25 protein-coding genes are annotated in these 24,155 nt (G+C 44.3%); 9 read left to right on the forward strand and 16 right to left on the reverse strand.

Annotation, left to right across the window (positions count from 1 at the left end):
• Nucleotides 1-34 precede the first annotated feature (34 nt).
• Nucleotides 35-1,600 carry a murein biosynthesis integral membrane protein MurJ gene (murJ, locus tag TOI97_RS01315; RefSeq protein WP_321552314.1) on the reverse strand — a complete coding sequence of 522 codons (1,566 nt, stop codon included), beginning with the start codon at nucleotides 1,598-1,600 and terminating at the stop codon, nucleotides 35-37.
• 258 nt (nucleotides 1,601-1,858) lie between these two features.
• Here murJ and rpsT point away from each other — a divergent pair, with 258 nt between their 5' ends.
• Nucleotides 1,859-2,134: a 30S ribosomal protein S20 gene (gene rpsT / locus TOI97_RS01320; protein ID WP_321552315.1), complete on the forward strand. Its 276-nt coding sequence runs from the start codon at nucleotides 1,859-1,861 to the stop codon at nucleotides 2,132-2,134.
• 312 nt (nucleotides 2,135-2,446) lie between these two features.
• Here rpsT and thrC read toward each other — a convergent pair whose 3' ends face one another.
• Entirely contained in the window at nucleotides 2,447-3,856 is a 1,410-nt protein-coding gene (gene thrC, locus TOI97_RS01325) for a threonine synthase (protein WP_321552316.1), read from the reverse strand.
• A gap of 36 nt (nucleotides 3,857-3,892) precedes the next feature.
• Nucleotides 3,893-5,197 (reverse strand): homoserine dehydrogenase, encoded by a 1,305-nt coding sequence (locus tag TOI97_RS01330; RefSeq protein ID WP_321552317.1) that lies wholly within the window; start codon nucleotides 5,195-5,197, stop codon nucleotides 3,893-3,895.
• Between the two features lie 275 nt (nucleotides 5,198-5,472).
• Here TOI97_RS01330 and TOI97_RS01335 point away from each other — a divergent pair, with 275 nt between their 5' ends.
• Nucleotides 5,473-6,126, forward strand: coding sequence for a pseudouridine synthase (locus tag TOI97_RS01335; RefSeq protein WP_321552318.1), 654 nt, complete (start codon nucleotides 5,473-5,475; stop codon nucleotides 6,124-6,126).
• Nucleotides 6,127-6,714: 588 nt separating this feature from the next.
• Here the strand turns inward: TOI97_RS01335 and TOI97_RS01340 are convergent.
• From TOI97_RS01340 to TOI97_RS01350, 3 genes are all read right to left on the reverse strand, one after another.
• Nucleotides 6,715-7,290, reverse strand: coding sequence for a hypothetical protein (locus TOI97_RS01340; RefSeq protein ID WP_321552319.1), 576 nt, complete (start codon nucleotides 7,288-7,290; stop codon nucleotides 6,715-6,717).
• A gap of 270 nt (nucleotides 7,291-7,560) precedes the next feature.
• A complete protein-coding gene (fabG, locus tag TOI97_RS01345) occupies nucleotides 7,561-8,316 on the reverse strand; it encodes a 3-oxoacyl-ACP reductase FabG (protein ID WP_321552320.1) in 756 nt (251 codons plus the stop codon).
• Nucleotides 8,317-8,531: 215 nt separating this feature from the next.
• Nucleotides 8,532-8,846, reverse strand: coding sequence for a high-potential iron-sulfur protein (locus tag TOI97_RS01350; protein ID WP_321552321.1), 315 nt, complete (start codon nucleotides 8,844-8,846; stop codon nucleotides 8,532-8,534).
• A 348-nt stretch (nucleotides 8,847-9,194) separates the two neighbouring features.
• Here TOI97_RS01350 and TOI97_RS01355 point away from each other — a divergent pair, with 348 nt between their 5' ends.
• Nucleotides 9,195-9,572 (forward strand): thiol-disulfide oxidoreductase DCC family protein, encoded by a 378-nt coding sequence (locus TOI97_RS01355; protein WP_321552322.1) that lies wholly within the window; start codon nucleotides 9,195-9,197, stop codon nucleotides 9,570-9,572.
• Nucleotides 9,573-9,751: 179 nt separating this feature from the next.
• On the opposite strand, the gene TOI97_RS01360 is transcribed toward TOI97_RS01355, so the two are convergent.
• Nucleotides 9,752-10,870, reverse strand: coding sequence for a baeRF11 domain-containing protein (locus tag TOI97_RS01360; RefSeq protein WP_321552323.1), 1,119 nt, complete (start codon nucleotides 10,868-10,870; stop codon nucleotides 9,752-9,754).
• A 195-nt stretch (nucleotides 10,871-11,065) separates the two neighbouring features.
• Nucleotides 11,066-12,907: an ATP-dependent zinc metalloprotease FtsH gene (gene ftsH / locus TOI97_RS01365; protein WP_321552324.1), complete on the reverse strand. Its 1,842-nt coding sequence runs from the start codon at nucleotides 12,905-12,907 to the stop codon at nucleotides 11,066-11,068.
• A gap of 299 nt (nucleotides 12,908-13,206) precedes the next feature.
• On the opposite strand from ftsH, the gene TOI97_RS01370 reads away from it, so the two are divergent.
• Both TOI97_RS01370 and TOI97_RS01375 read left to right on the forward strand, forming a co-directional pair.
• A complete protein-coding gene (locus TOI97_RS01370) occupies nucleotides 13,207-13,953 on the forward strand; it encodes an SDR family NAD(P)-dependent oxidoreductase (protein ID WP_321552325.1) in 747 nt (248 codons plus the stop codon).
• An 84-nt stretch (nucleotides 13,954-14,037) separates the two neighbouring features.
• Nucleotides 14,038-15,210 carry an RtcB family protein gene (locus TOI97_RS01375; RefSeq protein ID WP_321552326.1) on the forward strand — a complete coding sequence of 391 codons (1,173 nt, stop codon included), beginning with the start codon at nucleotides 14,038-14,040 and terminating at the stop codon, nucleotides 15,208-15,210.
• Between the two features lie 221 nt (nucleotides 15,211-15,431).
• On the opposite strand, the gene TOI97_RS01380 is transcribed toward TOI97_RS01375, so the two are convergent.
• The gene (locus TOI97_RS01380) at nucleotides 15,432-16,007 is read right to left on the reverse strand and encodes a YceI family protein (RefSeq protein WP_321552327.1); all 576 of its coding nucleotides are present in this window, start codon (nucleotides 16,005-16,007) and stop codon (nucleotides 15,432-15,434) included.
• Nucleotides 16,008-16,241: 234 nt separating this feature from the next.
• Here TOI97_RS01380 and TOI97_RS01385 point away from each other — a divergent pair, with 234 nt between their 5' ends.
• Both TOI97_RS01385 and TOI97_RS01390 read left to right on the forward strand, forming a co-directional pair.
• On the forward strand, nucleotides 16,242-16,679 hold the full coding sequence (locus TOI97_RS01385; protein ID WP_321552328.1) for a YcgN family cysteine cluster protein: 438 nt from the start codon (nucleotides 16,242-16,244) through the stop codon (nucleotides 16,677-16,679).
• 94 nt (nucleotides 16,680-16,773) lie between these two features.
• Nucleotides 16,774-17,214 carry a YcgN family cysteine cluster protein gene (locus tag TOI97_RS01390; RefSeq protein ID WP_321552329.1) on the forward strand — a complete coding sequence of 147 codons (441 nt, stop codon included), beginning with the start codon at nucleotides 16,774-16,776 and terminating at the stop codon, nucleotides 17,212-17,214.
• Between the two features lie 214 nt (nucleotides 17,215-17,428).
• On the opposite strand, the gene TOI97_RS01395 is transcribed toward TOI97_RS01390, so the two are convergent.
• Nucleotides 17,429-18,370: an RNA-guided endonuclease InsQ/TnpB family protein gene (locus tag TOI97_RS01395; protein WP_321552430.1), complete on the reverse strand. Its 942-nt coding sequence runs from the start codon at nucleotides 18,368-18,370 to the stop codon at nucleotides 17,429-17,431.
• Between the two features lie 654 nt (nucleotides 18,371-19,024).
• On the opposite strand from TOI97_RS01395, the gene TOI97_RS01400 reads away from it, so the two are divergent.
• Entirely contained in the window at nucleotides 19,025-19,645 is a 621-nt protein-coding gene (locus TOI97_RS01400) for a GNAT family N-acetyltransferase (protein ID WP_321552330.1), read from the forward strand.
• Here TOI97_RS01400 and tyrP read toward each other — a convergent pair.
• The 4 genes from tyrP to TOI97_RS01420 form a co-directional block, all read right to left on the reverse strand.
• Nucleotides 19,632-20,840 (reverse strand): tyrosine transporter TyrP, encoded by a 1,209-nt coding sequence (tyrP, locus tag TOI97_RS01405; RefSeq protein ID WP_321552331.1) that lies wholly within the window; start codon nucleotides 20,838-20,840, stop codon nucleotides 19,632-19,634. The two genes, TOI97_RS01400 and tyrP, sit on opposite strands and share 14 nt — an antisense overlap.
• A 191-nt stretch (nucleotides 20,841-21,031) precedes the next feature.
• The gene (locus TOI97_RS01410; protein WP_321552332.1) at nucleotides 21,032-21,607 is read right to left on the reverse strand and encodes a DUF1415 domain-containing protein; all 576 of its coding nucleotides are present in this window, start codon (nucleotides 21,605-21,607) and stop codon (nucleotides 21,032-21,034) included.
• Nucleotides 21,608-21,637: 30 nt separating this feature from the next.
• Nucleotides 21,638-21,835 carry a CPXCG motif-containing cysteine-rich protein gene (locus tag TOI97_RS01415; protein ID WP_321552333.1) on the reverse strand — a complete coding sequence of 66 codons (198 nt, stop codon included), beginning with the start codon at nucleotides 21,833-21,835 and terminating at the stop codon, nucleotides 21,638-21,640.
• Nucleotides 21,836-21,866: 31 nt separating this feature from the next.
• Nucleotides 21,867-22,172 carry a YkgJ family cysteine cluster protein gene (locus TOI97_RS01420; protein ID WP_321552334.1) on the reverse strand — a complete coding sequence of 102 codons (306 nt, stop codon included), beginning with the start codon at nucleotides 22,170-22,172 and terminating at the stop codon, nucleotides 21,867-21,869.
• Nucleotides 22,173-22,383: 211 nt separating this feature from the next.
• On the opposite strand from TOI97_RS01420, the gene TOI97_RS01425 reads away from it, so the two are divergent.
• The gene (locus TOI97_RS01425; protein ID WP_321552335.1) at nucleotides 22,384-23,175 is read left to right on the forward strand and encodes an SDR family NAD(P)-dependent oxidoreductase; all 792 of its coding nucleotides are present in this window, start codon (nucleotides 22,384-22,386) and stop codon (nucleotides 23,173-23,175) included.
• An 86-nt stretch (nucleotides 23,176-23,261) separates the two neighbouring features.
• Here the strand turns inward: TOI97_RS01425 and TOI97_RS01430 are convergent, their stop codons facing one another.
• Entirely contained in the window at nucleotides 23,262-23,735 is a 474-nt protein-coding gene (locus TOI97_RS01430) for a thioesterase family protein (protein WP_321552336.1), read from the reverse strand.
• 74 nt (nucleotides 23,736-23,809) lie between these two features.
• The gene (locus tag TOI97_RS01435) at nucleotides 23,810-24,109 is read right to left on the reverse strand and encodes a 4a-hydroxytetrahydrobiopterin dehydratase (RefSeq protein ID WP_321552337.1); all 300 of its coding nucleotides are present in this window, start codon (nucleotides 24,107-24,109) and stop codon (nucleotides 23,810-23,812) included.
• Nucleotides 24,110-24,155 lie beyond the last annotated feature (46 nt).

Genomic DNA, 24,155 nt, shown 5'->3' on the forward strand with positions numbered 1-24,155 from the left:
CCACAGCCAAGGTATTGACGCACCTTTGACCAGTTTAACGGCGTAAATGACGCATTCTTATACCACTGGCAAATAAAGCCACAGCGAATACCACCATACCACCACACACTAAGACTGCTACTTGCCATGCTCTTTGGTGCCAACCCCAAGCAAACCACTCATTACTGGGCTCATTCAACCAAAACACTAACGCTAACATAGCAACACAAGCGATTGTTAGGCGTAAAGCAAACAACAGCCATCCAGGGGCAGGCTTATAGACACCTGTACGGTATAACCCTAACAGCAACAAGCCCGCATTGAGCATACTTGCCAAGGATGTTGCTAAGGCAAGCCCAACATGCTGCAACGGCCAAATCAAAATAAGATTGAGCAACATGTTGATCACCATACAAATAATGGCAATTCTTACCGGTGTTTTTAAGTCTTGACGTGCAAAAAAGCCTGGCGCAAGGACTTTAATTAACATAAAGGTTAACACACCCAGCGCATAGGCTTGCAGCGCTGCAGCTGCTTGGCTGACGTCAGCCGCAGTCATAGCACCATAAAAGAACAAAGTGGCAATTAATGGCTCGGCCAAAACGGCTAAAGCCAAAGCTGCTGGCACGCCAACAAGCAACACCATCCGCAACGCCCAATCAATCGTATTGGAAAAGTCCTCCGGTTTCTCTGTGGCGTGATGACGCGACAAAGCCGGCAAAATCACTGTTCCAATGGCAATTCCGAAGGCCCCTAATGGCAATTCCGACAAGCGGTCAGCGTAATACAACCAAGACACACTACCTGTCTGCAAAAAGGATGCCAAGACCGTATCCAGTAATAGATTAATTTGACTGACCGACACTCCAAATAGCGCAGGTAGCATCAACAACATAATCCGCTTTACCCCTGGGTCTTTAGCAACCACCCGTGGACGTGGTAATAGTCGCATTTTCCATAGGAACGGCATTTGAAATAATAATTGCGCCACCCCGGCAATAAACACTCCCCAAGCCAACGCCATCACTGGCTCAGTAAAGTACGGAGTTAAGAAAAGTGTTGAACCTATCATCGAAAGATTCAACAAAACCGGAGTAAAAGCAGGTACAGCAAAGCGCCCATAACTATTCAAAATAGCGCCACAGAAAGCTGTTAATGAAATAAGCAACAAGTAAGGAAAGGTGATGCGCAGCAACTCCCCTGCTAGCTGCATTTTACTTGGTTCATCATGGAAGCCTGGGGCAAATAACATAATCAAATAAGGAGACATCACCACACCTAGTGCAGTGAGCGCAGTCAAAATCAAACCCAGCATACCTGCAGTACGATCCACCAACAGCTTTACATCAGCAAAGGATCGCTTCTCTCGATATTCGGACAACACCGGAATAAAAGCTTGTGCAAAGGCTCCTTCAGCAAACAGTCGGCGTAAAAAATTAGGGATCTTAAAGGCGACAAAAAATGCGTCAGCAGATGCGCTAGAGCCAAAATAACTAGCCATAACCATGTCCCGAATCATGCCTAGCACTCGAGAAATCATAGTCATCACACTCACAACTGCGCTTGATCGCAAAAGACTGGAGGCTTTAAGTTTTGTTGGTGTTTCAGCGGTGTTGCTCATGATGGCCCCTTCCAAATTCAACGCACAAGTTTAGTCACTTAAACCAAGGTATGCCATAAAGATTATAGAGAAAGCATGCAATCTCTCTTTCATGTGCGTATACTTTGCGCGACAATATTGAATTACTGCTTAACGATAAACACATATTCAGTGTTTCTCTGTTTTTTTAGTATCAATCACTTGACAAAACCTTCAATAGACCGCATTATTCGCGGCCTATTTTGATACATTCAACTTAAAGTTTTCGAGGAGTACGACGTGGCCAACAGCCCTTCTGCCATCAAACGCGCTAAACAGGCTGCGAAGCGTAGCAACCAAAACGCAAGTATGCGTTCTATGGTGCGTACCTACATCAAAAATGTAGTTAAAGCCATCGAAGCTAACGATTTAGAAAAAGCTAAAGCGGCTTACACAGCAGCTGTACCTGTTATCGACCGCATGGCCGATAAAGGCATCATCCATAAGAACAAAGCTGCTCGCAATAAGAGTCGCTTAAACCAACGCATCAAAGCGATGGCTCAAGCAGCTGCTTAATAGCAACAGCATGTTCAATAAAAAACCGGCTTAAGCCGGTTTTTTATTGCCTAGAGAATGATATCCCCACTGATATTAGCCATCCTACAGTTGAACACCCTGCCATCATTTCACTGCAACATAAATACCTTTACAAAACCCACACATAATAACTCACCCAATATTTCCCTAAACAACTTATTTTCACATCACAATACTAACGCCTACCCAACACAAGAAAACCGAACAACAAAAAACCCCGAAAAATCAATTTAACTTTTCGGGGTCTATTTGCGTAACCTACTTAAGCTATATACCTACCCTAGCTCAAATCTAAAGCGGCCTACCACGGTTACCATGCTGAGTGACAAAATCTTGTACCACCACCAAATCATTAGCCAACACAGTGCAACGCTCTTCACGCTCAAATAAGTCAGCCATATGTGCTGGCAAACGTGGAGCTGCACCAGGTACCGCTTTCTCTACAGCTTCTGGAAACTTAACTGGATGCGCAGTACCCAAAGTTACCATTGGTGTAGCCAAACTACGACGACACTCGCGAGCCGCGCGCACACCAATCGCTGTGTGCGGATCAAGCAATTCACCAGTCTGCGCATAAACTTCAGCAATAGTTGCACACGTCTGCTCATCATCCACTGCTAAGGAGTCAAACAGCTTTCGGGTTTCTGTCCAGCGCTCTTCAGCAACGCTCATTTCACCAGTAGCACGGAAATGATCCATTAATTCAGCAACCTTAGCACCGTCACGACCATGCATATCAAACAATAAACGTTCGAAGTTTGATGACACCATAATATCCATGGACGGTGACAATGTCGGATGCAACTCATCCTTATTGTAACGATTGCCACTCATAAAACGGTGTAAAATATCGTTACGGTTAGTCGCTACAATCAACTGATTAACAGGGAGCCCCATGTTACGCGCCAAATAACCGGCAAAAATATCACCAAAGTTACCTGTTGGTACCGAGAAGGATACCGAGCGCTGTGGGCCGCCGAGCTGAATTGCCGCATAAAAATAGTACACAATCTGCGCCATAATACGCGCCCAGTTAATCGAGTTAACCGCCACTAAACGCGTGCCCTTCAAGAATGATTGATCAGCAAAACTAGCCTTAACCATCTCCTGACAGTCGTCAAAGTTCCCTTCTACTGCAATATTATGAATATTATCGCTCAACGCACTCGTCATCTGGCGCCGCTGCACCTCAGATACGCGCTGATGCGGATGCAAAATAAAAATATCTACATTTTCACAATGACGACAGCCCTCAATCGCAGCAGAACCTGTATCACCGGATGTGGCACCCATAATCACCACACGCTCATTACGCTTAGTGAGCACATGATCCAACAAACGACCGAGCAACTGCAAAGCAAAGTCTTTAAAGGCCAAAGTTGGACCATGGAACAATTCCATCACCCACTCATTACCATCCAACTGGCGCAAAGGAGCCACAGCACTGTGCTCAAACACACTATATGTGTCTTTCAGAATCGCTTTAAAGTCAGCATCTTCAATACAACCTGCTACAAAGGGACGCATTACTCGAAAAGCTAACTCGTAGTAAGGCAAGTCAGCCCAAGAAGCAATTTCCTCAACTGTAAAGCGTGGCAAATTTTCTGGCACATACAAACCGCCATCACTGGCTAAACCAGTTAACAGTACATCTTCAAAATTTAACGCAGGAGCCTGGCCCCGCGTGCTTATATAACGCATAGGTAACAACCTTTCTCAGAGTCGCTTAACTTTAAATTAATTTAACTGCTCAACACGAATCCGTACCACTGGCTCTTGCACTGTATCCAATGCCTCTAAAGCCAGAATTGCATCATTAATACGTTGTTCTTCCACTCGATGAGTTAACAGGATCATTGGGATTGCTCCATCAACTTCATCTGCTTCCTTTTGCATAATGGACTCAATATTGATCCCACGCACCGACATAATACTCGCCACTTGCGCCAAAACACCGGGATGATCTTTAGCCTGAATACGTAAGTAATAAGCACTCTCACACTCATCAATTGCTAAAATCGGGTGTTCAGACAACTGATCGGCTTGAAACCCCAACGCTGGCACTTGATCTGCAGGCAAGACCGTCATAGAACGCATGACATCAATAATATCAGCAATAACAGCCGAAGCTGTTGGCTCCATACCTGCGCCCGCACCATAATAAAGCGTGCTACCTACTGCATCCCCATTCACCATAACGGCGTTCATCACACCATTGACATTAGCTAATAATCGATCTTCAGGAATCAAGGTAGGGTGTACACGTAACTCAATTCCTAAATCAGTGCGACGCGCAATACCTAAATGTTTAATACGATAACCTAGAGCTTCCGCATAATTCACATCGGCTGTCGTCAGCTGAGTAATACCTTCGGTATAAGCTTTTTCAAATTGTAAAGGAATGCCAAAAGCAATAGACGCTAAAATTGTGAGCTTATGCGCCGCATCAATTCCTTCAACATCAAATGTCGGATCCGCTTCTGCATAACCAAGCTCTTGTGCTTCCTGCAGAACGTCTTCGAAGGTGCGTCCTTTTTCCCGCATCTCACTGAGAATAAAATTACCGGTACCGTTAATAATCCCCGTCAACCAGTTAATACGGTTGCCAGCCAAACCTTCACGAATAGCTTTAATTACAGGAATACCGCCAGCAACAGCAGCTTCAAAACCAACCATTACACCACGCGCCCGAGCCCGAGCAAAAATTTCATTCCCGTGCACTGCCAATAGCGCTTTGTTTGCAGTAACAACGTGTTTACCATTTTCAATGGCACGCAAGACAATCTCTTTAGCTAAGGTTTCACCACCAATTAGCTCAACAACGATCTCAATTTCAGGGTTATCAACGATAGCGAAAACATCATCTACCACTTCGGTAGTACTGGTGTCACAGTCAGGGTTAATAGTGCGGGAAGCGACTTGCACTACCTCAATTTGACGGCCTGCACGCCGTGAAATTTCTTCAGCATTACGCTTAAGAACATTAAAAGTACCACCGCCAACGGTGCCTAAACCACAGATTCCTACCTTTACTGGTTTCACGCTGCATCGTCCCCATCATCAAAGAAAATAAAACCACATCATGTCATCAAAAAAACATAAGCGGCAACATACTGCACAGAAACTTAACAGTTTGTTTTACGCACAAAGTGCGTGAAAATAAAGCCCCGAGTTTAACACACTAGGGAATAAAGCACCGCTGAAAAAATAGCCATACCATATCTACTACAACCAGGTACGTTATAATACCCACCATATACATTTGAGAAGGCTAAAGACCTATGCGGCTTGATCGATTTTTATCTGAAACAACCGGGATGAGCCGGAAAGATGCGACCCGAATACTACAAAAAGAAACAGTAACAGTTAACGGTGTACAACAAAAAAAATCAGCCTTTAAAGTCCCCTCTGGCGCCGAAGTTATTTGGAATGAAACTCGCTTAGAACTTAGCGGTCCTACTTATCTTATGATGAATAAGCCTCTGGACTGTGTATGTGCTAACGATGATGGACTACACCGCACAGTATTCTCTTACTTAGACGTGCCCAATCCAAGTAAATTGCACACTGTAGGCCGCCTTGACCTAGACACATCTGGTTTATTACTGATCACAGATGACGGTAAGTGGTCACACCGCATCACATCACCTAAATACCAATGCACCAAAGTATATCGCGCTTGGTTAGCCGACCCCATTACTGAGGACGATGCCGAAGCATTTGCAACAGGCCTGCAGTTACGCGGTGAAGAAACACTGACTGCACCTGCTGTATTAGATATCGTCAATGAGTACGAAGCCTTAGTTCATGTACATGAGGGCCGCTATCACCAAGTACGACGCATGTTCGCAGCAATAGGCAATAAAGTAGAGCAACTACACCGCGAGCAAGTAGGCCAGTTAAAGCTTGATGAAAACCTTGCTCCTGGTGAATATCGCTCCTTAGACAAAGCAGAAATTGCTTTATTCTAGCCACTAAAAAATAATAGGCTCGTCACTGCAAACTCAAAAGAGACTCTCTGCACGGTCGGACCACACTGCCAACACAGGTCTTCTCGTTACTCCAGTACCAGAAGACCTAAACAGGCATAAAGCTATACTTTCCGAACCTTCACTTACCAGCAACTTGTTGCGCAAATTCTTTCAGCCGCAGTCGAGTGGCCCACTCGGCCTCATAGCGCTCGCTGATATCTCATGCCTGCACCACGGTACCTTGCCCAAGCGCTTGCTCAACAGAATAACCAAACATTTTTCTGCTGCTACGCTCCATAAGCGAATGCTGCCTTCTGTATCAGCATAAATCGTTGCATCTGGTGACTGTTCAACCAACCAATAAATGAATTCAGGTGTATTTTTTCAACTATGCATTTAATTGAAAACAACCAACAACCTGTATCAGATTATTATGTAAATCCACCTAGCACGCTGAAATTGAAATCACGCATACTTCTGGACTATAAAATAAGAACCGAGGACAACCTACTTCGTTGACCTCGGCCTCATACACCCTCTTTGCAGCCTACCTATCTATATTTTAAATACCGACTAACGGTGTTTCACTTAACGTTGACTAATCGCTTCTATATCAAGAGCCTCAGCATAAGCCAACAGTTCTGTTTCGCTAACACCTCTACCATTAAGCTGAATAAGAATCGTATTATTCACCATCATTTGGAGCTCTTGGTTTCGTTCTTCCAACTTCACTACAGCAGTATGACCATTAATTCGTTTTTGCTTGTAACCACTCATACTTGCCATGCTAGGATTGCTAAATAGCATTCCTACTGCTTGTAGTAAGGGTGAGTCTTTCGTGATGCTGATTTTTAAACTAGCATCACCTTTATGATACTCACGACTGGCATTAACCCCACCACCAAAAAATGCTGCAGAACCAGCTTGGCTATCGGCTTCCTTGGCTGTCCAACCTACTAGAGGCTCTGGAAATAATGCTCCCAATTCGCCCGCTTGCTGCTGGCGAATTAAAGTAGCTGCATAGTCAAACTGAGCAGCAGCGTGGGATAACTGACCACTCTCATAAGCTTGTGCTGCTTCGCTTATAACTTCTTTAATGTCAGCATCACTAGCCCAAAGCATGCATGGAGTGAGTAATCCTACCCATAACCAGTTTTTATTCATTGGTTAACTCCTTTTATTCTTACTCATTATATGCGCAACACACTTGAACTATCAAAAGGCATAATCGTTAAAATAAAGTATAACCTGATATATTCCCAGTGTTAAATAACCATCAAGCTGTATTTTATATAAAAATCAATATTCAGAATAAAATACACTTAATTTATAAAACCAGAAACTAAAAAAATTAAAATCACATTCCATATAACTAGCCTTTAGCATATGAAATGAACTCAGCGGATACAGCATATTTAATATATGCTATCTAGGTTACAGTATCGCCTCAAAAGACTCTGGCAAAATCTGCCCACCATCGACAATAATCGTTTGACCAGTAATAAAACGTGCTTCTGACGAAGCTAAAAAACACGCTGCGTGACCAATATCTTCCGGCTCCCCCAAGCTTTTGACTGGAATAGAGTCAGCCATTTCTTTTAAATAAGCCTCACCTTGAGCCTCCAGCCCTGCAGTACGAATATTACCCGGCATCACTGCGTTAATAGTGATTCCTTCACGAGCACATTCTAAAGCTGCTGAACGCATGAAGCCCAACTGACCAGCCTTGCTTGCAGCATAATGCGACCAACCTGGATAACCTGTTACGGCCCCAGTAATGGAAGATGTAATAACAATTCGTCCATATTTACGCTGACGCATCGCTGGCAATACCGCCTGAACCATAAAAAACGTACTGCGCAGATTGACGTTCATCATCTGCTCCCAATTTTCTACTGTCATCGTTTCTAAATTAGCCTGCGGGAAAATCCCAGTATTAGAGCAAAGAATATCTAATTGACCGTAGCGCCCTAGCACACGATCCACAACTGTTTGGCAAGCAACCTTATCAACCACGTTCAAAGCTTCAAATACAGCGCCTATCTCTTGCGCTGTTTGCTGACCTGCCACAACATCAATATCTGCAATCACCACCTGTGCTCCAGCTTTCGCTAGCACCGCAGCAATACCTTTACCAATACCATGTGCACCACCGGTTACAATTGCGACCTGACCTTTTAGTGAAAACATTTTACTGCTCCTGATTTTCCTACAAACTACATCTTATTAGATTAAGCAATACAGCTAAGATTTTGCATGACGCAGCGCAATACTCACTACTAGGAGAGAGTCTCAATGCACAAAACATCTTTAGATAGCAAACACCTCTATCATCCAGACACAAAAAAGCCGTAGCAACACATATGTGCTTAATGCCACGGCTTTTTAAAGATCGAGCGTTTTAGTTAAGGCTTCTGCACCCAAGACTGGCACCAACCTTCAGGCTCAACACTGTTCTGTGGGAACAGTTGGCAACCATTGCTTCCTTCTTGGAAGAACATGCAGTTAGAACATTTACTGCCAGCTTTGTAGGATGGATTATCACTTCCTTCTTCTGCCACTTTAACGTAGTTCAGAGCTTGCGCCATAGGGTTAGTAGGTTCGAGCGGCGTAAGTTCTTGAGCGAATGCACGCTGAGATAGAAGGCTTGCTCCAAATGGAATAGCAGCAATACCCAACAAGCTACTGCGCATAAATTTACGACGACTTTGATCAGCCATGATATTTCCTCACTTACTATTGAATGAACTCAGATTACTGAGTAAAACCCACTCTGCAATCTGCAGTGTACAGTAATAGATTATTACAACACGAATAAGTTTTAAAATTAATTATACAACCAAAGTAAAAAATTTACCCTAAAACGTTCAATTTTATATACGAAACAACAGTCGAAATTAAACCAAAAATAAGAAATTAATAATAACCATTAACATTAAGAACCTATTTATATAACTTAACCTAGAAATATCGCACTCAACACAACAAACACCTTTACTATTTCACACTAAAAATAAGGTTGTGCTAAGGTCATACACTCTATCGATCTGCTACCGAGGCTTAGACCGATGTTAAACTCAACCGATAAACTGATTGTTTTTTATGATGGGGCATGCCCTATTTGCGTGCGTGATCGCCGTTGGTATGAAAAACTAGAAGGTCGAACAGAGAACAGTGTAGAGTGGTTCGATATTACCGACCGCGATGAATCACTACGCCAGATAGGTATAGATCCAAACAAAGCTCTGCATGAACTGCATATCAAAGACGATCAAGGTCAAATTCATACAGAAATAGCCGCTTACATTTTACTTATGTCCCGCGTGCCCTTACTGAAACCTATCTCTTGGCTGATTGGTTTACCTGTAATTCGCCCTACCCTAGCCTGGCTCTACCACCGCGGGGTAGCACGTCGACTGAATGCTCGCATACCAACTCAAAATTGAACACAATACTCTCACTCGAAACATTAAGCTTCACAGTTTCATGCGCTGATGTTCGTACATCAAACCTCACGAAGCAATCGTTGCGAGCTTACCTAACCACCAGGTGACACCCCAAACAGCAGTCCCACGAAGGCCCCGCTATATCAAGTATCTTCTAGCGGGGCCACAGTTCTCTTGATTCAAATAGGATAGCGCGAGATGACTGCGAGATCCTGCCCTCCTGGAATATCACTTTTACGTACTGCCATGACCTTGGCACCTGTACGTAAAGCACGACCAGTAATCTCATCGACAATGCCGTAGTTCACTGCACTTCCTTCCGCCGCAAAAGAAACCATACCGGTTTCCTCATCAATAGTACCTTCAATTACCCCATCAATATCAACGAGCAAGCGATCAATACCACCGAACGTTGCCAAGCGTGCTGCATCAGAAATATCTGTAGTGGTACGCTGCTGACCAGCACGCTCCTCAAATAAGCGATGGAAGTCTTGCACTTGTTCAGCATAGTGTGCATCCAGAACTGGACGGGCTGCTGCTGCCAGCTCAGACTCAGTTAAGCGTTCTGGATTACCTGAAATAATATCCCTTAATGCGGGTAGCACACTTAATGAACGAAAGAGCGACTCTAAGGGTTTAGTTGTTGCCAAAATCAATGGCAAATCTGACCCTGCTAACATCGGTCGCAATGCTGCATCGACCTGACGAATATAACGGCTCAGGTAAAAATTCTGCCCTTGTGAACCATGGCGATGCCCTGTACCTGAATAATCTTTATTCGTAGCCTTACCACCGGCAGTGGCAGCATCGGTAGGCAAATTATGCACGTTGATTTCACGCGCTGGCAGGTCAGCTGATACTTCAATTAAGCGCACAGCATTTTCTGACAAAGCCAAAATATGCGCAGCATGTGGAAAAGTTACCGCACGTAATAAAGGCTTTAAATGGAAACGATCTGACACTTCAAGAATATCAGTTAGTTTATTGGCCATACGATAGGTGCGTAATGACTCAGGTGTAGCCAAGATAGCTAAACTATTAGCTTGATGATTCCAAAATTCATCATCATCCAACAAGTCAGAAAACTGCTCACGTATAGCTTCAATACGTTGTTTTTCTACTCCAGCGTCTGCAAGCTGAGCAGCGGCCTGCTTAACTAGATTACCTAAAGTCAAACGACTCTTATCCGTCTCTCGACTGACTGGAGTGGTTGGTAAATAAATAGAAACACAGGCTTCAGAGCGCACCAAATTGAGATCGCCGATTTCCTCATAGCTGGGCATGTCTACATAGTACATATATAACTCCTGTCTGCTTATTGTTATGTGACCATAGCAGATTAAATGGAATATATAACCGTGCTAGGTCAATACATCATCTCCATGATGTATCTATTTAAGACTATAGCAGGTCACTCTCATCCTCCTGCACATCAAACCCCAACAATCTAAATACTGCAGAAATCATCTACTTTGAACTCAGATGCGCAGCTACTACTGCTCTACCTTAGTTTGTCCCTCCACTGTTCGCAAATCATGAGTCAGCTCATACAACGCCGTTTCATCTAAGGTTTCCACCTCAAGTAAACGCGCTGCCGCCCTATTCAGTACTTCACGATTATCAGCAAGAATAGTCAAAGTTTGTTCTGCAATCTCTTGCAGTAAGTTACGTACTGCTGCATCCAACGCCTCAGCGGTCGCCTCACTGTAACTGCGCTCTAAATAAGTGCGACCTTCCTGCCCGCCCAAATAACTATTACGCTCTGCTTCATAGCTGACACCCCCAAGCTGTTTATCCATACCATAGCGCGCCACCATTGATCGAGCGATATCAGTGGCCCGCACCAAATCATCAGCTGCCCCTGTAGAAAAATGATTAAAAACTAGTTTTTCTGCAGCACGGCCCGCTAGCAAGACGGCTATTTTGTCGCGCAGCTCTGCTTCTGTCATTAAAAAACGATCTTCAGTTGGGCGTTGAATAGTATAGCCTAGTGCACCAATACCCCGCGGAATAATGGATACTTTGTGCACCTTATCCCCACTTGGCAGCGCCATACTCACCAAGGCGTGCCCCATTTCATGGTAAGCAACAATCTGACGCTCGCGTGGATTAATCAGGCGGTTACGCTTTTCCAAGCCGGCAACAATGCGCTCAATAGCATGCGTAAAGTCCTTCATAGTGACCTCTTTAGCACGACGCCGAGTCGCCAATAGCGCAGCTTCGTTAACCAAGTTGGCAAGATCAGCACCAGAAAATCCTGTGGTTAACGCAGCAATATCTTTCAGCATTACATCCGCCGCCTGCACGATTCTCTTCATATGTACTTTAAGAATTTGTATCCGGCCAGCACGATCAGGACGATCCACCAGTACTTGCCGATCAAAACGCCCAGCACGTAATAAAGCAGGATCAAGAATTTCTGGACGGTTAGTCGCTGACAGCAATACCACACCCTCGCTTGGATCAAAGCCATCCAATTCAGAAAGAAGTTGGTTCAACGTTTGCTCACGCTCTTCATTACCACCTTGCGCCGTTGCTGCACCACGAGCACGACCCAAAGCATCTAACTCATCGATAAAGATAATAGCCGGGGCCGCTTTACGTGCCTGTTCAAACAAATCCCGCACCCTTGCAGCGCCTACCCCAACAAACATCTCCACAAACTCAGAGCCAGAAATAGAAAAAAATGGCACACCGGCTTCTCCCGCAACAGCACGTGCTAATAACGTTTTTCCCGTACCTGGTGGTCCCACTAAAAGGATTCCTTTAGGCATGCGCGCACCAAGGCTGCCGTACTCTTTAGGATTTTTCAAAAAGTCGATTACCTCTTGCAACTCTTCCTTAGCCTCATCCACCCCTGCAACATCGGAAAAACTGACATTAGTGTCGCTTTCAATATATACTTTCGCCTTACTTTTACCGATGGACATCATTCCGCCCATACTTTGCTTTGCACTCATACGGCGAATTAAAAACAACCAAATGCCTACAAAAATTAATGCTGGCAACACCCACGACAGGAGTGTAGTAAACCAAGTATTCTCTACTGCGCCAGCATAAGTCACTTCTGTTTGATTTAAACGGTCAGCCAACTCTGGCTGAACCGGTGTCGTGATAAAGCCCGTCTTGCCATTTTGTGCAGACTTAAAAGTGCCTTTAATTGAAGTACTACCAATCACAACGCTTTCAATAACATTCTGCTCTAAATAACTCTCAAACTGACTATAAGGAATCGATTCCACAGTTTGGGTCTGCACCCAAATATCCCGCAAAAGCACTACACCCATTACTGCAAAAAGAACATACCAAAGGTTAATCTGGGTTCCACGGTTCATAATACTTCTCCATTAGCCGCATACGCTTGATTTATACGGCAGTCTAAAAACTATAGCCTCATATAAAATATTCTATAGTCTAAAGCACTTTTTATACTGATCTGAGTAGCCCCCTACTGCATTTGCGGGCCGCAACAAAGCTCGCTATGGTGATATAACCATCTTGCAACAGAGTTTTATAGGCATTAACTCACTGAGATCACGCTCAGGAGCGGCCTCCCAAACAACCATATACACCCAAATCTATGATCTTTGTCCTATCGACATAGACATAATGTTTTTCATAGGGGAGTTGAAAAATGCAAGATTTAAACAATCAAGTCGTCATTATCACTGGTGGTGCAGCAGGTATTGGTGCGGCTTTAACCAAAGTATTGGCACAACGCGGTGCATCCATTGTTGCAGTCGATATTAACGAACAAGCTGGCTTAGCTATCGCCCAAAGTAACCCGAAGCAAATTGTTTTCTTAAAAGGCGATGTGTCTTGTGCAAGCACTGCCAAGCAAGCTGTGCAATTAGCTGTTCGCACCTTTGGTAAGCTCACTGGCCTTGTCAACAACGCTCACGCTTCGATACAAAAACCTATTATGGAACATACAAAAGAAGACTGGGCTTTATCATTTGGAACAGGTTTTGACGCAACTTTATATTTTATGCAGGCAGCCTACCCAGAGCTGATTAAATCCGGAGGTGCAATTGTCAATTTTGGCTCCGGCGCCGCCCTCAGCGGAAATCCCATGCAAGCCAGTTACGCGGCAGCTAAAGAAGCCATCCGCGGCTTAAGTCGTGTCGCAGCCAACGAGTGGGCTAAAGACAATATTCGCGTCAATGTTGTATCACCTAAAGCACTCACTGAAGGTGTTGCAGCATGGAAAGCTCGTTTTCCTGAGCAATACGAAATATCAGCAAATAAAGTTCCACTACAGCGCTTTGGCGATCCCGAAAAAGATATCGCCCCAGTGGTAGCTTTTTTACTCAGCGAAGACAGCCGTTATATCACGGGACAAACTCTGATGGCTGACGGTGGCACAGTGCAGCTGAGATAGACTGTCAATCTATGTAAAATCACGTCACGAGCCACTGTTTGTATCAACTTATTTCGCTATCAATCATCATTTTATGGAGATGTTATGCGCACTAACGGAAAGGCAATAATTGAAACCGAAAACCTACCAATCAAACTGTGGCTCAGCGAGGAGAAAATGGATAAGGGGGCTCTAGAACAAGCGCGCAATCTAGCTAATCTGCCCTTTGCCTTTAAACATATTGCCATTATGCCAGATACCCACCAAGGCTATGGCATGCCCATTGGCGCTGTACTAGCTACCAAAGGTGTGATTATCCCCAACGCGGTTGGCGTCGATATCGGTTGCGGTATGTGCTCACTGAAAACCAGTCTGACAGAAATCAATACTCATGATTTAAAAGAGATTATCCAAATCATTCGCAAAACCGTGCCTGTGGGGTTTAATCGCCATAATGAACCACAAGATGAGTCTTGGATGCCTAAGCGCACGGGGCGCTTACCCATTGTTGATCAAGAGTTCGACAATGCCCTTTATCAAATTGGCACCCTTGGTAGCGGTAATCACTTTATTGAAATCCAACAAGGTTCTGACGGCTATATTTGGATTATGGTGCACTCTGGCTCACGTAATATCGGTTTTACCGTTGCCAACCACTACAATGAAGTTGCCAAAAAATTGAATCTAGCCGCAGGTGCAGATATATCCACCGACCTCGCCTACCTACCAGAGTCATCCGAATATTTCGATTTATACCAAAACGAGATGAATTACTGTTTAGACTTCGCTCTAGCCAACCGTCAACTGATGATGGAGCGAATTAAACATGCATTTACCAAAGTTCTTCCTGAAGTTGAGTTTTCCAACTTTATTAACAAACCACACAACTTTGCTGCCGAAGAAAAGCACTTTGGTGAAACTGTTATTGTGCACCGCAAAGGTGCTACGCGCGCTCGCAAAGGTGAATGGGGAATGATTCCTGGTTCACAAGGCACACACTCTTTTTTAGTTACAGGCAAAGGAGAACCACAGTCTTTTCAATCATGTGCACACGGTGCTGGCCGTATTATGAGCCGCGCTCAAGCACGTAAACAGCTGGACATACAAACAGAAGTGAAAGCCCTCAAAGCACAAGGCATCATACACGCCATTCGCAGTCGTAAAGATCTAGATGAGGCACCTAGCTCTTATAAAGACATTAATGAAGTCATGAGTAACCAAGCTGATCTCGTCAATATCGAAGTTGAACTACAGCCCTTAGCGGTCGTCAAAGGTTAGGCTTGGCCTCATTTCACAAAACATGAATAAACAAGCAAACCTACAGTCCAACCAAGTCTAACCTACTATAGGCTGCTTCTTTTGGGGAGTGGCCTAGCGACTGCCAAATACTCATACCGATGTTTTTTAGCTCAACATGCTCAGACAGTACCAACCCAGTTAGGCAGCTGCGCAATATGCAATGCTCGATACAACACACTGCACACTGCGCAAAACCACTGCTACCCTTTAAATACAAGACTGAAGGTTACAGGCACCGCCAAACTGATATTTGGCAAATTCGCCATTTCACGTAATTGCTCTATACCTTCCACCAGTTTAAAGTCCTTGGCATCAAGCACAACAGGTTCTAAAGAAGCCACTAGTACTCGATCATTCGTCAATCGAGTCACCTTCACTCCGCTCATAATTTCTTTTTCAACACCATGCAATGACAGTTTTAAACTGACTAAGTCAGTGTAAGTAGCCCCCACTTCAAGCTCGGAAACAGCTGTTAAATCAACCTGTCCTGTCACTTTCGCTTCAGCAAATTGCGCCACATCAAAAAGCACTTTCTGCATGCGCTCATCACGGACAGGAACCCCCGTGGCAACACTGGCTAAATTAATAGCAAGGGCAACCTTACCTTCATCTGTAATAGAGCCAGATAAAGTTTCAAAACTATTTACTTCAGCAACATGAGTATTCTTAATAGATACATAATGTAAAGACGATTCATCGTTCACCAATTCCCAATCAGCTACTGCATAAGATGACAAGCCAGCTAACATCAACATGACCATGGGGATCTTTTTCATAATTACTGCTCCTTTAATTATATGCGAGACTATACCGATAGCAGTTTTATGCACTCATTACTAGATATAGATGCCCCTAGCCTGCCTACCCAAACAATCTCACCCCACTTGCTCAACCCACCCCCTATCAATCACACTTTAAAAAACACATGAAAATACGCAAAAAATCACGAAACTAGACTAAATACATCAATTATCGTCTAATATCACGCCTAAAAAGGAGGATGAAAAACTGTGCGTGAAAATTTCTGGGAAAACTATTCACTAGGAGAACTCAATGCTAAAGAGTGGGAGGCTTTATGTGATGGCTGCGGTCAATGTTGTCTTGTGCGTGAGGTCAATGACAACAAAGTCACAGTATTTAATATTGCCTGCGAGCTTTTAGATATCTCAACCAGCCGCTGCAGTGACTACTCAAACCGCTTAAAAAAAGTACCTTACTGCCATAAACTGACCGCCGAAAATATCCCACACTATAACTGGCTACCTGAGTCATGCACTTACCGCCGAATCCACCGCGGTGAACCTTTGCCTCATTGGCACCCCCTACTGAACGGGACGCGTCATAAAATGCGACGTAAAGGCATTACCGTCTGCGCTACAGCGGTACCTGCAAGCCAAGTACCACGCCGCAGAAGAAAGCAACACATCATTAAAACCAAATTAATTTAATGCAATCGACTAGCAAGCTTCAGCTCTAAAAATAGACTTAAGCTGCCATATACCCTTTAATGAAAGATGGCCCAATACAGAGCGAGACAGCCCTATGCGAGAAGAATTTTGGAAACATTATGCGCTTAATGAGCTCACAAAAACCGAGTGGGAAGCTTTATGTGATGGTTGCGGCCAATGTTGCTTAGTTCGTGAAGTAGGACCTAATCAAGTCACCGTATTTAATATTGCGTGCGACTTACTCGACCTAAAAACCAGCCGCTGCCGTGACTATAAAAACCGCCTCAGCAAAGTGCCTTATTGCAACCAGCTGACACCACAAAATATTCCTCAATTTAATTGGCTGCCTGAATCTTGCACCTATCGACGCATATATCGTGGTGAAGCACTGCCCAGTTGGCACCCGCTATTAACCGGCAACCGCGAGCAAATGTACAAAGAAGGTATTACTGTGTGTTCTTCAGCCATCCCTGTGGGGCAAGTCCCTCGCTCAGATAGATATTTACATATCATTAAAGTAAAGACACTAGACTAGCACTTCAGTAAACTCAAACTGAGGCCCGCAACCTAAGCGCAAGCTTTAACCATCAAACAACTCTAGCACCAACTCAGCAACAGCAACGTCACAACTACGCTATCAAGTAAGCCCAAATCTATTTGATGCAATCATCGACATTTTTCTCAACAAGAAAACCAACACTCAACACTTTGTCACACAGCGCATAGTCCACATTGACATCCTCCCCGACCTAAAGGACGGGGATTCCTACTGCTAGACGACCATGCCCGGCCGCGAGAATGTTACGTGCCGCGTTGATATCGCGATCGTGGGTGACACCACACCCACTGCACGTCCATTCTCTTATTCCAAGTCCTGCGATACCTTTCGGCCTCGATTCGGGCAAGCTGCCACAATTCGAACAGGTTTGGGTGGTGTATGCCTCGTCAACTTCCTTAAAAAAAATGCCTGCGTGAGCGCATTTATAGTCCAGCATTGTTTTTAATTGACCCCAGCCAGCGTCCAACACTGACTTGGCCATCGTGGTTTTAACGAGTTTTAAGCTACTGACATTGCCCACATAGATTTCACCACAGCGGTTGACCAGCGTGCGGCTGAACTTGTGCAATGCGTCTTTTCTACGGTTAGCGATTTTCGCATGAAGGGTTTTGACTTGGGTTTTATTTCTGGCTCGTTGCGCTATGGCCAGTTTTTCCTCAAGGCCACGATAGAAGCGGCCCGCTTCCAGCTTGGTGCCATCCGAGCAGGTGGCAGTGTCGGTCAAACCCAGGTCAATACCGATACGGTCTTGGCCTTTGATTGGCTCGACCTCCACATCAACCACTACATTGAAGTACCAGCGGCCACGGGCATCTTCATTGAAACTGGCCGAGCGAAACTTGTATTGGTTCAAGCCGTAGCTGTCCCAGACCTTAAAATAGTGGCCGTTGTGGTAGACCTGCCCGTTTTTCCACTGCGCTGCACCTGTATTGACGGGTATCCAGCCCAGTGAGCGGCGTACACCGCCTGATTTGCGCCAGTTCAGCCGCGCTTTCTTAAACTGCTTACGGCGCGTGACATACTCACCTGCAATGCACTGTAAGGTTTGGCTGTGCAGGCCAAGCTCTTTACCTGCGCCCTTTGTGTAGGGATGCATATCATACGCAGACAAAAACACACCACGCTCTTTAATCGAGCGTTGACTTAATTCATTAACAAAGTTCCAAACGAAATTAGACGCTGCGAGCCATGCGGTTTAGCAAGGGCACATGCCTGTCTCGGACTCGAACTTTTAATGTTTTGGTGTGCTTTATCATACTGTATATAATACCAGTACCAACCTATACTGCAAAGACTTTAGCAGTCTGTTAAAGGGTTAAGGGGCTGCTTACGCAGCCCTCGCTATCCATCCCCGCACTAAAAGTACGAGGTCTTACGCGATTTTGATAACAATCCACTCCAAAACTAAACACTACTCAACCATATTTCTACTAAGCTCAACAATCTACGACAAAAAAGCAGTACAAACCGAAATAACTTTGGGGGTTAACTTCAGCTAGAAAAACGCATAACAAACCACTGAGCAGCCCTTTTCAGCTCTGATCTATCTACTTTTAGTGCACGCCTAAGTCGCCGAAAGCTGATAATCTAGCCATAAAAACATAAAACTGACTCGGCGAGCACAATGCCTTTAATGCAAAAAAGTGTAAATAAAAATTTTATGTTATACCCTATCACAAGAGATGCGACACCTTGCTTAACTAGCCCACACACCGTTAACTCACAATAACAGCGAGCAAGTTCATCCTTTACTCTCACGGTGTTCAGCTAACAGAAGGCTTTTGCTATGCATAAATACAACTGTAATATTTTGCCGTTAAAGCTGGACGAAATAGCAACCGCTGCTACGGTCTGTGCTGCAGCGATGAATGAAAACCCTTTGCATATTAAAGTGTTCGGCACCAACCCACACCTACGTCACCTTAGACTAAAGCGCATGTTTCCCGCTCTACTCACCTACGTAAAACGTAAAGGCGAGCTATATGGTGCTTTTATTGATGGCAATCTCATTGGTGTAATAGGCATGCTGCCACCCAATAAGTGCCAGCCCACACTCAGAGACATGTTGCAGTTATTACCAAGAATGATCTGCACCAATAGCCCTCTCGGCAGCTTACGCCTTGCCATCTGGTTAGGTACTTGGGCCCGCATTGATCCAAACCAACCTCATTGGCACTTAGGCCCCTTAGCAATCATGCCGCAATGGCAGGCCAAAGGTATTGGCACTCAAATGATTAATTTCACCATTAACCATTGCGCAACAGATCCCCTTTATTTAGAAACCGATAAGCCAAGTAATGTGAAACTCTATCAACGTTTTGGCTTTCAAGTTTTAGCTACACCTACTATTTTAGGCGTTCCCAGTTGGATCATGCTGCGCCCAAACTTATACGTTAGCCCACATTAGGCAAACCGCCAGCAACAATCGCCAGTTGAATAATGATAATGCCTATACCCAAAATAAATACCAACATCAAGCCTGCTGCTCCTCCAGAAACTCGATAACCACCACTATGCTGTTTACGCGTTTCATGCACCAATAAGGCAGGCAGTAATAAAGATAAAATAGACAACGCAATTGCCGCAAAGCCTAATGCATAGATAAAACCTTTGGGATAAAAAAGAGCAAAAATTAATGGCGGAGTAAAGGTGATTAAGCCTGTTTGTATACGACCACTGAAAGTGCTTTTCATCTTAAAAAAGTCAGCAAGAAAATCAAATAAGCCCAACGCTACGCCTAAAAAGGAAGTAGCCAAAGCCAAAGCGGCAAACAAACGCACAGCCATTTCTACCCGCGTTGTTCCAACCACGGCCTTAACCGCTGATAACAAACCATTCAAGCCGCTCTCATTGGCAAGAATACCGATAAAAGTATCAGTCTCAATAGCACCTAAAGTTGCAATCTGCCAAAAAACATAAACTAGCAACGGAATCGCACTGCCTAAAATAAAAATCTTACGCAGCTTTACGATATCCCCTTCCATATAGCTCACTATACTCGGCACGCTGCCATGAAAACCAAACGAAGTGAATACAATCGGAATTGCCGATAAAAATAGCGCCTGTTCAACAGGCATACTTAATAAATTAACTTGCTGAACATGAGGCAACAATAAAATCAGCATAGTCGCTAAAAAGAATATTTTTGTGGCAAATAAAAAGCGGTTAATCAAATCTACCGAGTGCGTGCCAAAACACACTACAGCGCCTCCAATTAACGCAAATAATAATACTCCAACAAACTGAGATAACTGCCAGCCAAATAAACTGCTCACAGACTCACGAATAATCTCTCCGCCACCAGCTAAGTAGGCAGCAATCAACGAATACATTAAAAATGGCATGGCTAAACTGATGAGCACACGCCCAGGACTTCCTAAATATTTATAAGCAAGGGAGCTCAAGCCTAAATGGGCATCGTTGTATTGATAGGCCTCAACTAACAATAAGGCCGTATAACTCATAACAAACCAGAGCCCAAAAAGCAGCAATATTGCACTTGAAAAACCAATACCTGCGGTGGCTAATGGCATAGCCAACATCCCCGCACCCAAAGCTGTTCCAGCAACAATAAAAGTGCTTCCAACGGTACTATTTTTCACGCTTTCCCCAGATAAATAACTCGCCCACACTGACTCTATTGCAGAGCTGCCGGCAAAAAATCAGTTATTATGCGCGATTCTTTATTTTTATGGGGGATTGTTTTACTCACCTCTTATTTTCATCAATCTTACCCAATCAGTTAATGCTACTAACCGCGACTCTGAGCTCGGACGGCAAGCCCCTTCTTTTCTTATGCAGATCGATTCAAACAGGCTTTAAATACAGTCTGTAAATACTTCCGGCCTAACGCATTCATCAACGCTATATTTCGCTCTGGAATATCATCCACACTAGGATAACTAGCAATCACCTGCTCAATACTGCTCTCACGTAAGATATGTAAAACGGGATAAGGAGCACGGTTTGTATAGTTCTCTACATCATCTTGCTCAGTACCGCCAAACTGATAGTCAGGATGGAAACTAGCAATCTGGTAAACGCCTTCAAGCTCAAGACTGACTAACAACGCGTCAGCCACATTGAGAAAATTGTTGTAAGTATAAAAGTCCTGCAACACCTGCGGATGAATTAACAAAGTAGTTTCTATTGCTGCATCAGTATTAAGTAACTCTAACTCAGCTTGCAGCACCTGCAATAGATGCGCTTCAGTAACGGCAGCTGTGGCCACAAAACGTATACGGTCCTTGACCAACTCACGCTTGGCAAAGGGACAAAGATTCATCCCAATTACAAAAGTCTCAACCCAGCAGCGCACTGCTGCAATCACTTCATTATCTGTATTATCTAACGAAGGTGCATTATCCATATCATATCCAAACAGCCGCAACATACGACATTAATAAATTTCATTTTCACCATGCACCGAGACGGACAAGCTGCCCTCTGTTTCGAGCACTACATTAAATAGAATAGGTTGACAGCATACCTGGCAATCTTCGATATATTGCTGCCCTACGTCATGCGGGTCAATCAACACCTCAATATATTCAGCACAATATGGACAGCTCACTAATGTTTGGATTAAGGATGTCATAGCTCACCACCTCACTTAAAAAGGTTCACTTTCAGTCTGTCGCTATAATTAACGCAACCCGCTCATCAAGACACTCATCCGCCCCCTCTTCAAACTCACGGCAAATCCACGGGCGATTCTCATAAATTGTGCATAAAAAAGTATCCCGATCGATGGCTGAGCACCAACCATCAGCCAAACGCAACATGGTCTCAGCCCCCCATTGATCCACAGCAATATACTCTTTAGGCACACCTGTATCACTGATTAACATCACCTCTAGACGACAACAGCAAGCTTGACATGTAGCACAGCTAACCGACTCTTTCGCTTGTTTTTTGATAGTAATAACACTCATTTTAACGACAGCACTCCTATTTTTTTCACACTATAGTGCTGCCTTAGAAATTCTCTTGCCCGCTTTATGAGCTCTCTCTTTAATGCTATAAGAACTGTGCTCACTTTCATTAAAGCGAGCCGTAGAGTAAGACTCTATGCTGTAACACGACCACTATACTCACTCTGCTGAATAAAGCTGAGCAAAAAGCCGAATAAAAATAAGGATTCTCATGAAAAAATTGGCTCATCGAGTAGCTATCGTAACCGGCGCAGGTGCTGGTATTGGTAAAGGCATAGCCCGCCGCCTTGCTGCAGAAGGGGCAAGCATTTTAGTTGCAGAACTGAACACAGAGTCTGGGCAAGCTGTCGCAGAAGGTATAAAGCGAGACTTTGCTGTACCAGTCATCGCTCACGCTGTGGACATGTGCGATAAAACACAAGTACAAGCCATGGTTGAAACAGCTGTAAACACTTTTGGCAGTATTGATATCTTAGTTAACAACGCCTGGGCCTCACGCCGTGGAGCACCACCTTTTACCCCTGTAGAAGGCAAAACTGACGAAGACTTTGAGCATGCTTTCAAAATGGGACATATGGCTGCTTTTTGGGCTATGCAAGCTGTTTTTCCTTACATGCGAGATAAACGCTGGGGCAGAATCATCAACATTGCATCCTTAAATGGCGTCAACGCACACCCTTACACTGTTGACTATAATGTAGCTAAAGAAGCACTACGCAGCCTAACTCGCACTGCTGCGCGCGAATGGGCTACTCACCAAATCTGCTGCAATATCATCTGTCCTGCCGCACGCACTGAAGCTTACGATAAATTCGCTGCAGCACAGCCCGACAATGCAGCTGAACTACTCAAATTAAACCCCATGGGACGTATGGGCGATCCTGAAACCGACATTGGCGGAGTCGCTGCTTTTTTAGCTAGTGATGATGCTCGCTACCTGACCGGCAATACTTTATTTGCTGATGGTGGCAGTCACATTAACGGCGTACCTTGGATGGCCTAACAGATTCGTGCTATCTATCAAAAGCGAGCTCCATTACCGCCTTCCTCGATAATGGAGCTCAATATACTCAATGCCACAAGTCACGTTCACTTCAACGGCATTTGAATAGTACTGCCAACTTTTTCAGGCCTTGGCAGGACAGCATAAGCCTGTTCAATTAACTGTAAGCGTTGCAAAACATCTGCAGGGAAAGGTGCTACACGGCGTGTTTCTAAACTGATATGCACATCCAAGTGTTCTCCAGCAGCAGCACGATAGCCTTTATTTGTACAATGGATTTCATGGAAAGTATGCAGGCGCTTCTCATCCACAGCCAGTAACCAAGAAACCACTTCTATTTCATCACCTTCGCATAGTTCACGCTCAAAGATACAATGACTCTCAACTAAAGCTTTGCTGCAGTTATTGACATATCTATAGCGCTCACCTAAATCCAGATGCTCAGTAAACGCGATGTGTGCATCATAAATAACTAAACCGTAATACTTTGTATTCATGTGCCCATTAAAATCCACCCAGTCCGCCGGAACTATTGTTGTATATTTTTTAAACGGATACATCTCCACCTCTCTCGTCTATCAAAACGAACAAAATGGCCGCTCTCAGCCCCTTACTGCACTGAGTCAAACTGCAATCAGCAAGTCAACGTAGAGATTTTTTGTGCTAACTGAAAGTCCCTCGATGAAATACCACCAACATCATGCGTCGTTAAGTTGATTGTCACTTTATTGTAGACATTAAACCACTCTGGATGATGATTGGCCTTTTCTGCCAGTATTGCTACTTGCGTCATAAAGCCAAAAGCCGCTAAAAAATCCCTGAATTTAAATGTCTGAGACAACTTCCCATCCTGAACCTGCCACAACGTCTTCTGTTCGGCATTTAACACCTGTAAGGCCTGATCAATCTCATCTTGCGTATATTTCTCACCCATACACCCTCCTATCAAACTATTCAGACAATCAATCGCTCACGAGCTA

This window comes from Denitrificimonas halotolerans (assembly GCF_034259425.1).
GTDB classification, from domain to species: domain Bacteria; phylum Pseudomonadota; class Gammaproteobacteria; order Pseudomonadales; family Pseudomonadaceae; genus Denitrificimonas; species Denitrificimonas halotolerans.